The 12,319-nt window shown below is 46.9% G+C and carries 10 protein-coding genes; 9 read left to right on the top strand and 1 reads right to left on the bottom strand.

Annotated elements, in window-relative coordinates; translation table 11 throughout:
* Positions 1-140 precede the first annotated feature (140 nt).
* The 9 genes from NSS75_RS20065 to NSS75_RS20025 all read left to right on the top strand — a co-directional run bounded on the left by NSS75_RS20065 (position 141) and on the right by NSS75_RS20025 (position 11,935).
* The gene (locus NSS75_RS20065; RefSeq protein ID WP_024123206.1) at positions 141-617 is read left to right on the top strand and encodes a Crp/Fnr family transcriptional regulator; all 477 of its coding nucleotides are present in this window, start codon (positions 141-143) and stop codon (positions 615-617) included.
* 155 nt (positions 618-772) lie between these two features.
* Positions 773-4,459, top strand: a complete 3,687-nt coding sequence (locus NSS75_RS20060; protein ID WP_216393963.1) for a nitrate reductase subunit alpha — start codon at positions 773-775, stop codon at positions 4,457-4,459.
* The gene (gene narH, locus NSS75_RS20055; protein ID WP_024123204.1) at positions 4,449-5,912 is read left to right on the top strand and encodes a nitrate reductase subunit beta; all 1,464 of its coding nucleotides are present in this window, start codon (positions 4,449-4,451) and stop codon (positions 5,910-5,912) included. The genes NSS75_RS20060 and narH overlap by 11 nt, the downstream gene beginning before the upstream one ends.
* 25 nt (positions 5,913-5,937) lie before the next feature.
* Positions 5,938-6,492 (top strand): nitrate reductase molybdenum cofactor assembly chaperone, encoded by a 555-nt coding sequence (gene narJ, locus NSS75_RS20050; RefSeq protein WP_127696384.1) that lies wholly within the window; start codon positions 5,938-5,940, stop codon positions 6,490-6,492.
* Complete coding sequence (gene narI, locus NSS75_RS20045) at positions 6,489-7,181, top strand: respiratory nitrate reductase subunit gamma (RefSeq protein WP_101859809.1); 693 nt, start codon at positions 6,489-6,491, stop codon at positions 7,179-7,181. Before narJ ends, narI begins: the two co-directional genes overlap by 4 nt.
* Positions 7,182-7,348: 167 nt before the next feature.
* A complete protein-coding gene (locus NSS75_RS20040) occupies positions 7,349-7,978 on the top strand; it encodes a YitT family protein (protein ID WP_339234644.1) in 630 nt (209 codons plus the stop codon).
* A gap of 104 nt (positions 7,979-8,082) precedes the next feature.
* Positions 8,083-9,585 carry a cardiolipin synthase gene (cls, locus tag NSS75_RS20035; protein WP_103671867.1) on the top strand — a complete coding sequence of 501 codons (1,503 nt, stop codon included), beginning with the start codon at positions 8,083-8,085 and terminating at the stop codon, positions 9,583-9,585.
* 88 nt (positions 9,586-9,673) lie between these two features.
* The gene (locus tag NSS75_RS20030; RefSeq protein WP_095712801.1) at positions 9,674-11,401 is read left to right on the top strand and encodes an ABC transporter ATP-binding protein; all 1,728 of its coding nucleotides are present in this window, start codon (positions 9,674-9,676) and stop codon (positions 11,399-11,401) included.
* A 9-nt stretch (positions 11,402-11,410) separates the two neighbouring features.
* Positions 11,411-11,935 carry a dihydrofolate reductase family protein gene (locus NSS75_RS20025; RefSeq protein WP_213418092.1) on the top strand — a complete coding sequence of 175 codons (525 nt, stop codon included), beginning with the start codon at positions 11,411-11,413 and terminating at the stop codon, positions 11,933-11,935.
* Between the two features lie 41 nt (positions 11,936-11,976).
* On the opposite strand, the gene NSS75_RS20020 is transcribed toward NSS75_RS20025, so the two are convergent.
* Complete coding sequence (locus tag NSS75_RS20020; RefSeq protein WP_010332264.1) at positions 11,977-12,249, bottom strand: hypothetical protein; 273 nt, start codon at positions 12,247-12,249, stop codon at positions 11,977-11,979.
* Positions 12,250-12,319: the final 70 nt, after the last annotated feature.

Raw genomic sequence — 12,319 nt, 5'->3', positions numbered from 1 at the left:
AAACACTCCTTTCTTGTTTCATTATAAAAGCAAAAATACCGCCAATAAGTGACATTCATCATATCACTGTGAAATACATCACTGCTGTCATGGATCGGCCGGGCTACACTAAAGGTATCCTTAGCACAGGAGGCTTCCCTATGAATCAGTGTGACTATTTATTTTTTTTGAAACAACTTCCTATGTTTAATGAAGTGCCTCTATCCATTGTCGAAACATTGCTGAATAACGGGACGTTTATCCGCGGTTCATGTGATCAGGATCCATCTTTTCTCCATTCTCAATCCATTTATATTGTATTAAAAGGCAGTATTCGTTTTATTGACAGCAGGCTGCCTGAAGGGTCGCAAACCGTGGCGCTTTGGGAAAAAGGCGATGTGTTTCCCATTGATCAAAAAGGCGGGATGTTCTTATCTCCATTCATTTCAGTCCGAACATCCGAAGACATTCTTATGCTCAATATCCCTTTTTACATATTAAAGAAAATCATGTCCTATTATCCGCAGCTGCAGATGAATTTTCTGGTGATGCTCCAGCAAAATGTCTTTTTCTCTTATGAGCTGTTTTTGCGATACATGCATAGATCTCAGGACGAAAACGCTGAGCCCGATTCCTAAAAGGAACCGGGTTTTTTGTTCGGTATTTCCATTCCTTCTTCCTCATGTGAACTTTCTGTGAAAAAAGGGGAGTGTGTGACATAGTTCACAAGGAAACATCCTGCCTCTGTATATAGTGAATTTAGAATACCTGACTCGGAAGGAGTGAAATATTCATGAAAAAAAAGAAAATGAGTCCGTTGTTTAGGAGATTAAACTATTTCTCTCCTATTGAGCATCAATCAAATAAACATAGCCAAACAACCTATGAAGATCGTGATTGGGAGAATGTATACAGAAACAGATGGCAGTACGATAAGGTCGTCCGCTCCACCCACGGTGTCAACTGCACAGGGTCCTGCAGCTGGAATATATACGTGAAAAACGGCATCGTCACGTGGGAGGGTCAAAATTTGAATTATCCTTCAACAGGCCCGGATATGCCTGATTTCGAACCGAGAGGCTGTCCGCGGGGGGCCAGTTTTTCATGGTATATTTACAGCCCGCTCCGTGTGAAATACCCATACGTGCGCAGTGTGCTGATCAATTTGTGGCGGGAAGCATTGCAGGCTCATCAAAACCCTTTGGAAGCATGGAAATCGATCGTTGAAAATCCGGATAAAGCGAAGTCCTATAAACAGGCGCGGGGAAAGGGCGGCTTTGTGCGCGCTGAATGGCCGGAGGTGCTGAAGCTGATTTCTGCTTCTTTGCTGTATACGGTTATAACATACGGCCCTGACCGGAATATCGGGTTTTCTCCGATTCCGGCTATGTCTATGATCAGCCATGCGTCAGGCTCGCGGTTTATGTCTTTGATTGGCGGCCCTATGCTCAGTTTCTATGATTGGTATGCGGATCTTCCCCCGGCATCCCCGCAAATCTGGGGCGACCAGACAGACGTCCCGGAAAGCAGTGATTGGTACAACTCAGGCTATATCATCACATGGGGCTCCAATGTGCCGTTAACGAGGACGCCGGATGCGCATTTTTTGGCAGAAGCCCGCTATAAAGGCGCTAAGGTCATCTCAATTAGCCCGGATTTCGCGGAATCCTCTAAATTTGCAGATGACTGGCTGAGCATCCGCCAAGGAACAGACGGCGCGCTTGCGATGGCGATGGGTCATGTGATCCTGCAGGAGTTTTACGTTAATCAGAAGACAGAGCGTTTCATAGAGTATGCAAAGCAATATACGGATTTCCCGTTCTTTGTCACTCTAACTAAAGAGGATGGCGTGTATACGGCCGGGCGTTTTCTTCATGCAAAGGACATCGGGCGGCAGACAGAGCATGATCAGTGGAAGCCTGCGGTGTGGAATGAACGTACAAGCGCATTCGCGATCCCGCAAGGAACAATGGGCTCCCGCTGGGACGGCCAAAAGAAATGGAACCTGCACATGATAGATGAAGAAACAGGCGAATCGATTGAACCCCGGCTTTCGGTGCTCGGCATAGAGGACGAAATCGGCACGGTTCGAATCCCTTATTTCTCAAATGAGGGGAACAGAGTGCTTGAGCGAGATCTGCCTATAAAAAAACTGGCGCTGGACAATGAGGATGTGTATGTCACAACCGTATTTGACTTGATTTTGGCTAACTACGGCGTGAATCGGGGGATCGGGGCAAAATCAGCCTGCTCGTATGACGATCCTGAGCCGTTTACGCCAGCCTGGCAGGAGCAGGTGACAGGGATCAAAAAAGAGATGGTCATTAACATTGCCAGGGAATTTGCTCAAAATGCGATCGATACAGAGGGCCGGTCCATGATTATCGTAGGAGCGGGGATCAACCACTGGTTCAACTCAGACACGATCTACCGGGCGGTGTTAAATCTTGTTTTACTGGTAGGCGCCCAAGGCGTAAACGGCGGAGGCTGGGCTCATTATGTGGGACAGGAAAAACTCCGTCCTGCTGAAGGCTGGCAGACGATCGCCAACGCTAAGGATTGGGAGGGGGCGCCAAAGCTGCAAAACGGCACTTCCTTTTTCTATTTTGCGACTGACCAGTGGCGCTACGAGGATCAGCCGGTCAGTGACTTAGCATCTCCGATCGCGGCATCCTCCCGCTACAAGCATCACGCCGACTACAATGTGCTGGCGGCAAGACTCGGGTGGCTTCCGTCTTATCCGACATTTGATAAAAACGGAATTGACCTGTACAAAGAAGCTGAAAAAGCGGGAGCGAAGACAACAAAAGACGTTGCTGACTATGTGGCCCGCCAGCTTCAAGAGAAAAAACTGAAATTTGCCATTGAAGATCCTGACAATGAAGCGAATTTTCCGAGAAACCTGTTCGTGTGGAGGGCGAATCTGATCTCCAGTTCGGGAAAAGGGCATGAATATTTTCTCAAGCATCTTTTGGGAACGACGAACGGCTTGATGAATGACGACAGCGACAGTATCCGTCCTGAAGAAATCAAGTGGCGCGAGCAGGCACCGGAAGGAAAGCTCGATTTGTTAATCAATCTCGATTTCCGAATGGCCGGTACCGCCTTGTATTCCGATATCGTGCTTCCGGCGGCGACATGGTATGAAAAACACGATCTCAGCAGCACTGATATGCATCCGTTTATCCACCCCTTTGCCCCGGCTATTTCGGCTCCTTGGGAATCGAAGTCGGACTGGGATATTTTCAAGGCTTTATCAAAAGCCGTCTCCGATCTCGCGGAAGAAGTTGATATGAAGCCGGTAAAAGAAGCTGTCGCCGCACCGCTCCTCCATGACACGATGCAGGAAATGGCGCAGCCTCTCGGAAAAATCAAGGACTGGAGCAAAGGCGAATGCGAAGCCGTCCCGGGGAAAACAATGCCGAACATTCAAGTCGTTGAAAGGGACTACAAACAAATCTTTCATAAAATGACCGCGCTCGGCCCAAACGCCGCCTTAAAACCAAGCGGAACAAAAGGCATGAGCTGGTCGATTGCCGATGAATACGAATCACTCAAAAAAAGGCTGGGAGAAGTCACCTCAGACAGTGTCGCAAAGGGATGTCCGAATATAAGCGAGGCCAAGCAGGCGGCAGAAGCCGTTTTAACCCTTTCGTCCACGTCGAATGGAAAAGTTGCCGTAAAAGCATGGGAATCACTTGAAGATATCACCAATCTGAAGCTGAAAGATCTGGCTGAAGAGCGGGAGGAAGAATGCTTTACGTTCGAACAAATCACGGCTCAGCCCAAAACGGTGATCACATCTCCGGCATTTACAGGCTCGGAAAAAGGCGGGCGCAGGTATTCGCCGTTTACGACAAATGTGGAAAAATTAATCCCTTGGCGTACGCTGACAGGCAGACAATCCTATTATGTCGATCATGAGCTGATGATGGAGTTCGGGGAAACGATGGCGACCTTTAAACCGATCCTCCAGCATCGCCCTTTCTTAAGCAAACGGCCAGATCAAGAGGGCAAAGAAATCGTTCTCAATTATTTAACGCCGCATAATAAATGGTCCGTGCACAGCATGTATTTTGATTCCCTGCCGATGCTTACGCTATTCCGCGGCGGGCCGACAGTATGGATGAATAAAGATGATGCGGCAGATACGGATATCAAAGACAACGATTGGATTGAATGCTTTAACCGAAATGGTGTTGTCGTAGCCAGAGCGGTTCTGTCTCACCGGATACCAAAAGGAATGGCGTTTATGCACCATGCCCAAGACCGCCACATCAACGTGCCCGGCACAAAACTGACCAATAACCGCGGAGGCACCCATAACAGTCCGACAAGAATTCACGTCAAGCCGACACAGATGATCGGCGGCTATGCCCAGCTCAGCTACGGCTTTAACTACTATGGCCCTACGGGGAATCAGCGCGATCTGAATGTGGTCATCCGCAAGCTGAAGGAGGTCGATTGGCTTGAAGATTAAAGCGCAAATCGGAATGGTCATGAACTTAGATAAATGCATCGGCTGCCACACGTGCAGCGTGACCTGCAAAAATACATGGACAAACCGTTCCGGTGCCGAATATATGTATTTCAATAATGTAGAAACAAAGCCAGGTATCGGCTATCCGAAGCAATGGGAGGATCAGGACAAATATAAAGGCGGCTGGACCTTAAAAAAAGGAAAGCTCGAGCTGAAATCAGGCCCGAAAACCAACCGTCTTGCAAATCTTTTCTATAATCCGAATCAGCCAACCATTGATGATTACTACGAGCCTTGGAACTATGATTATGAAACGCTGACTAACAGTCCGCAGAAAAAACATCAGCCCGTAGCGCGGCCAAAATCGTCGCTGACAGGAGATTTTATGAATATTGAATGGGGGCCGAACTGGGAGGATGATCTGGCGGGCGGCCACATTACGGGACTTGAAGATCCGAACGTTCAAAAGATGGAGGAGTCTATCAAAACAGAATTCGATGAAGTCTTTATGATGTATCTTCCGCGCATCTGCGAGCACTGCATCAACCCGGCATGTGTCTCGTCCTGCCCGTCCGGCGCCATGTATAAACGCGAGGAAGACGGCATTGTGCTCGTGGATCAAAATGCCTGCCGTTCATGGAGATACTGTGTTTCATCCTGTCCTTATAAAAAAGTCTATTTTAACTGGCAAACGAACAAAGCGGAAAAATGCACACTCTGCTTTCCGCGTTTGGAGGCGGGACTGCCGACCATCTGTTCAGAGACATGTGTGGGGAGAATCCGTTATTTGGGCGTCATGCTGTATGACGCGGATAAGGTGGAGGAAGCGGCATCTGCAGAAAATGAAAAGGATCTCTATCATTCTCAATTGGAAGTGTTTCTTGATCCGAATGATCCCGAGGTTGCTAAACAAGCAAAAGAACAGGGCATCCCGACAGAATGGATAGAGGCTGCACAGCAATCGCCCATTTATAAGATGATCATCGACTGGAAAATCGCCCTGCCGCTTCATCCGGAATATCGGACATTGCCGATGGTTTGGTACATTCCTCCTTTGAGTCCGATCATGAATCTCTTTGAAGGAGAGGGAAGCCGGCAAACAGCGGAAGACATTTTTCCGGCTATCGACCAAATGAGGATTCCGATTGACTATTTGGCGCAGCTATTAACGGCCGGTGATACAAATCATATTCGGTCCACATTAAAGAAAATGTCTGTCATGCGCCAGTATATGAGAGCGGTCCAGACGAATAAATCCATCGACCCGGCACTGATCTCCAGTGTCGGCTTAACAGAACAGCAAATTGAAGACATGTATCGGCTGCTTGCGATCGCCAAATACGATGACCGATTTGTGATTCCGAGCAGCCACCGTGAAGACATTTCTGATTTATACGCTGAACAAGGGAGCTGCGGCTTATCATTTTCAGGCGGTCCCGGCTCTTGTATATAACCAAAGAAAAATGAGGTGTAACACGATGAACACCACAGACCGGCAAATCACATTCTCGGCTCTTTCTTATCTTCTTTCGTATCCGGATGAAGAGTGGAGAGCGGAACATCCCGAATGGGAAGATCTGATCAATGAAATCGAAAATCAGCATATCCGGGAGAAACTCCTTCACTTTGTAAAGTCATCAGCATGTTTTTCCCAGCAGGCCCTGATTGAACATTATGTATACACGTTTGACTTCGGGAAAAAAACGAATATGTATGTCACCTACTTTAACTCAGGCGAGCAAAGGGAACGCGGCATTGAATTGCTGCAGTTAAAGAACACATATGAGCAATCCGGTTTCCTCCCGACAGACAAAGAGCTTCCCGATTACCTGCCGCTTATGCTGGAATTCGCCGCCATTGCGGAGATGAAGGAAGCCAAGAGCATATTTGAGAAGTATCTGTCTAATTTGCGGGAGCTGACATCCCGTTTAGATCAAAACCAAAGTTTATATGCCGTACTGCTGGATGCACTGCTTACCGCGCTTGAGGAAATCGGCTTGTGTGAAAGCAGCGAAGGAGCTGTTCGGACATGAGCGGGCAGATCCTGTGGGTCATCATGCCGTATATGGTATTGACGATATTTATCGGCGGGCATATTTACCGCTATCAGCACGACCAGTTTGGCTGGACCGCCAAATCAAGCGAACTGTTAGAAAAGAAAAAGCTTGCAGCGGGCAGCACGCTCTTTCATTGGGGGATGCTGTTTGTTATCGGCGGACACGTTATGGGCATTCTCATCCCCGAAGGTGTGTATCGTGCAATCGGCATCACAGAACACGTGTATCACAAAATGGCGATTGGCGTCGGTTTGCCGGCGGGAATTGCTGCAGTAATTGGACTTTTCATCCTGACATACAGAAGGCTGTTTGACAAAAGGATCCGCAAAACCAGCTCGCCCTCCGATTTTCTCACGCTGTTTTTGCTGCTGTTTGTGATGGTCTCGGGCGTTGCAGCCACATTTCTCAACGTTGATTCGAAAGGGTTCGATTACCGGACAACAGTCGGGCCGTGGTTCAGGCAGATCTTTTTGTTGAGGCCGGACGCTTCTTTAATGGAGAGTGTTCCGCTATGGTTTAAGCTTCATATTCTCATGGGATACGTCATTTTTATCATGTGGCCATTTACGAGATTGGTTCACGTGTTCAGCCTGCCGCTCAAATACCTGACCCGCAGCTATGTCGTATATCGCAAGCGTTCGAAACGACACATACAGCATCCGTAAAACCATCCCCCTTTGCCAAAAAGGGGGATTTCTCATCTTCTCTTCACATTATAGGAAAAAATAAAAACCTAAGATATTTTCTTACAAGACAATTGCTTGGCGGCAAGGAATACTGGTATTTTTGTATTTGGAAATAACAATATGTTCGAAAAAAGGGAGAGTGAAGAATGAAACGGATGTTCCTCATTTTAACTGCCTGCTTCATCACTAGCGCCGGGGTTCTGACTCTCAGACATTCTCATGTATTAACCGGCGGCACAGCCGGCCTTTCTCTAAGCCTGACGTACGTGTTTCATTCCTCGTTTGCTATTATCTTCTTTCTGATTAATATCCCGTTTTATGTCTTTTCTTTTATCAGAATGGGTGCCAGCTTCACTTTATCCACCATATTTGCAGTAACAGCACTGACTTTTTTTACAAGCGTCGATCACTGGCTTCCGCCCGTCTCTTTTTCCCCGTTTGCCGGCGCGATTTGCGGCGGAGCATTGATCGGGTTCGGCCTGTCGCTCATGTTTTATTATCAGGCATCTCTTGGCGGCGCCAATATTCTCGCTTTATTTATGCAAAAGCGATACGGGTGGAATCCGGGGACGGTTAATTTCGCCTTCGATTTCACCGTTGTGCTGGCCGGCATTTTTTCCGTCGGTTTGCAAAAAGGCCTCTGCTCCATCCTGTCCATTGCCATCACGGGATTGGCTGTCGGCTTCTTTAAGCATAAAATCAAAAGCAGCTACTCGCTGAAGCCAGATTTGCTCAAGAACTTTACTTCCGGCCAATCACAGGAAGCCTCCTCGTAAGCCTTTCCGCCCCGTGTGCGGAGAGGCTTTTTTCATAGAAAGGTTTAAAGGTTAGAAATAAGAGGAAATACGAAGGTAATCGGATCGGAATGGAGAGGGGACAAATGCTGAAAAGGAGACTGGAGTTTTTCTTTTTATATATCATGCTCATCGGGGCATACGTCATATGGGTTTTTCCGGTTTCCAGGCTTGAGTTTTACGGAGGATTGCTTTGCTATGCCGGCATTATTTTGTTCAGCATTTATTCGTTAATCCTTGAAAATCGAACGTCACAGCACACGCTGTTATGGATACATATTCTAGTCTTTTTTCCGATCGCGGGCTACATGTTTTATCTGTTTTCCGGACAGCTGTATGTAAAAGGAAAGCTGTTTAAAACAAAACGAATGTACAACAGGGAGAAGCTTCGAAAGCAGTTTGACATGGAGGAAACGCCTGAAGTGACCGGATTGAAGGACAATCAAGAAAGATTTTTTACCTATTCCATCAGGGCTTCACATATGAATATCAACACGAAAAGCAGGGTGAAGGTTTTGAAAAACGGGGAAGAAACCTTTCCTGATATTTTCAAAGCAATGCGGAAAGCGGAATCTTATCTGCATATCGAATACTACATGTTCAAATCGGACATGCTTGGCCGCGGCATGATGGAGATTATGATGGAAAAGGCGCGACAGGGTGTCGAGGTGCGGTTTTTATATGACGCTGCGGGCAGCATCAAATTGGCAGGAAGAGATATTATGAAAATGAAAAAAGCGGGCGTGGACATCGTTCCTTTTTCTCCGCTGAAATACGGGTTCTTCAATCAGAAATTGAATTTTCGAAATCACCGTAAAATCGTGATCATAGACGGGAAAATCGGCTTTGTCGGCGGATTGAATGTCGGGAAGGAATATATCAGCCGAGACCCGATTATCGGTTTTTGGAGAGACACTCATCTGCGGCTGGAAGGAGAAATTGTGCAAACGCTTCACGCCATCTTTATGCTGGATTGGGAATATGTCTCTAATGAAGTGTTAATTGATCAAAAAGAATACAATACGCCAGTCCCCGTGGAGGGAGGAGGCATTTATCAAATTGTCGCGACAGGGCCTGACATGAAGGAAAGCATGAGTGACCTCTACTATGAAATGATTTCTACAGCGCAGAAATCTGTGTGGATCGCCACGCCTTATTTTGTCCCGAATGAATCCATCCGCACGGCTTTGAAAGCCGCCGCGACAAAAGGGGTTCAGGTGCGGATTATGGTGCCGGAGACGAATGACAGCTTTTTAACGCAATACGCGTCGAGATCGTATTTCCCTGAGCTGCTTCTAGAAGGGATTGAGGTGTATTCCTATCAAAAAGGCTTCATGCACCAAAAAGTGATAATCATTGACGGCGATCTCGCCTCAGTCGGAACCGCAAATATGGATATGCGCAGCTTTCAGCTCAATTTTGAAGTGAACGTTTTTTTCACGGATGCCGAAGCGATCCGCACCTTGGAAGACCATTTCGAAGAGGATATGCTGGAAAGTGAGAAGCTTAGCCCTGTCGGCTTTTATAAAAGAGGAATGGCCGACCGGACAAAGGAATCAGTTGCCCGTCTCTTTTCAAGTGTTCTGTAAGAAAAAAGAAATACTGTCTTTCAAAACAGCCAGTGTATAGTATAATTGAGAAATCTTATCAGTTATTAATGCATTGGGGGAAGATAGGGTGCTGCGGCAATTTTTTGCGTATTATAAACCATATAAAACATTGTTCTTTCTAGACTTTTTCTCGGCGATCGCAGGAGGCTTAATGGAGCTGAGTTTTCCTTTAATCGTCAATTATTTTATTGATACCTTGCTTCCGGGGAGAGACTGGGGCCTGATCATCGCGACCTCAATCGGATTGTTCGCGGTTTACGCGCTCAGCTCGGCTCTTCAATATGTCGTCACATATTGGGGGCATATGCTCGGAATCAATATCGAAACCGATATGAGAAAGTCGCTATTTGACCATCTTCAAAAGCTTTCCTTCAAATTTTACGACAACAACAAGACGGGAACGTTAATGTCGAAGCTGACGAACGACTTAATGTACATAGGCGAAGTCGCCCATCACGGTCCAGAAGATTTGTTCATCGCCATTATGACGATTCTCGGGGCGTTCGGGGTTATGCTGTTTATCAACTGGCAGCTGGCATTGCTGACGTTTATTATCATGCCGATTGTCATTTGGCTTGCGCTTTACTTCAATAAAAAAATGACCAAAGCGTTTACGACGCTGAACAAGGATATCGGAGACTTCAGTGCGCGGGTAGAAAATAATATCGGCGGCATCCGGCTCGTTCAGGCGTTCGGCAATGAATCGTTTGAAAAAGAGCGCTTCGCTGTCAACAATCAGCGATTCCGCATCACTAAGCTGTCATCATATAAAATCATGGCGAAAAACGGCTCCATCAGCTATATGCTGACACGGTTTGTCACGCTGTTTGTCCTCTTGTGCGGTACGTGGTTTGTCATCCGAGGCTCCTTGTCATACGGAGAATTTGTGGCGTTTGTGCTATTAACGAATGTCCTGTTTCGGCCGATTGACAAAATTAACGCCATTATTGAAATGTATCCGCGGGGAATTGCCGGCTTTAAAAGCTACATGGAACTGATGGAGACGGAGCCGGATATTCAGGATTCTCCTGAGGCGAGAGACGTTTCCGGACTGAAAGGTGATATCCGCTATCAGCATGTTTCGTTTGGCTATGATGAGAATCAACATGTCCTTCATGACATTAACCTGACCATTCGGGCGGGGGAAACGGTAGCGTTTGTCGGTCCGTCCGGAGCGGGGAAATCAACACTTTGCAGTCTGCTTCCGCGCTTTTATGAAGCGTCAGAAGGCGACATTACCATTGACGGCATCAGCACTAAAGACATGACGCTGTCTTCCTTGCGCGGGCAGATTGGCGTTGTGCAGCAGGACGTTTTCTTATTCTCGGGCACACTGAGAGAGAATATTGCATATGGCCGTTTGGACGCATCAGAAGAGGAAATCTGGCAGGCTGTGAAGCAGGCTCACTTAGAAGAACTCGTCAATAACATGCCGGATGGATTGGACACTGTCATCGGAGAACGCGGCGTAAAACTTTCCGGCGGGCAAAAGCAGCGCCTTTCAATTGCGAGGATGTTCTTGAAAAATCCATCTATCCTGATTCTGGACGAGGCAACTTCCGCCCTTGATACGGAAACAGAAGCGGCGATCCAAAAGGCGCTTCAAGAATTGTCGGAGGGGCGCACGACGCTGGTGATCGCCCACAGACTGGCGACGATCAAACACGCGGACAGAATTGTCGTCGTGACAAAAAACGGTATCGAGGAACAAGGGCGGCATCAGGAACTGATCGAAGCCGGCGGTATTTACAGCAGACTGCATCATGCACAGTTCGGAGAGATGGTGCAGCAATAGGAGGAGAGTATGGATAGAAAAAATGTGCTGTACATAGCTGTTTCGTTAGACGGGATGATCGCGAGAGAGGATGGGAGCGTCGACTGGCTGGATGAATTTGAAGGCGAGGGTGATAACGGGTACAGTGAATTTTATCAGACTGTTGATACCGTCATTTTAGGGCGGAGCACATACGAACACATCAAAATTCTCACACCCGATTTTCCGTATCAGGATAAAACATGCTACGTGTTTACAGAAACGCCCGAAAGCTATCATGATAAACACGTGACGTTTATCGATGAAGACATCAAAGCGTTCACCGGCCGCTTAAAACAGCAAAAAGGCTTAAATATCTGGATCGCGGGCGGGGCAGAGCTGGTGAATACCTTTATGAAAGAGGATGCCATCGACGAATACATCATCACTGTCATCCCGGTTGTATTGGGGAGCGGCATTCCGCTGTTTCATGAACAAAATACCGAAACAAAGCTGCGTTTAACCGATATGAAACGATTCGGACAGGCGGCGCAGCTGCATTATAAACGAGCATAAGAAAAAGGATAGACATCACTGTCTATCCTTTTTTATGTAAGTTAGAGCGCTTCTCTCTCAGCGGGCTCAATCATATTCTGAAACTTTTCAACCAGCTGAGACGCTTTTGTTCCTTCAACCACAATCAGATATTCTTTTTCATTATGAGCCATACGGAACGTTTCCAGCTCGATTAAGCTTTTGATTTTGCACATCGTTTTCTTTGAGTAAATATAAACCTCGTGGCTTCCGGAATGGCACATTTTATATAGGTGAATCAAATTTCTTAAAGTAAATGCCTGTGCGGCTACTTTTAGAGACTTGATGTTTTTCATGTTCTTTCTCCTCCATTGATTCTTGTCTTATATAGCGTATGTTCCCAATGTGTACAAACTGTAAACCTGT

It is taken from the genome of Bacillus sp. FSL K6-1012 (genome assembly GCF_037964915.1).
Lineage (GTDB): Bacteria > Bacillota > Bacilli > Bacillales > Bacillaceae > Bacillus > Bacillus halotolerans.
Note: the sequence above shows the minus strand (reverse complement) of the source record. Positions and strands in the feature narration are given on the sequence as shown.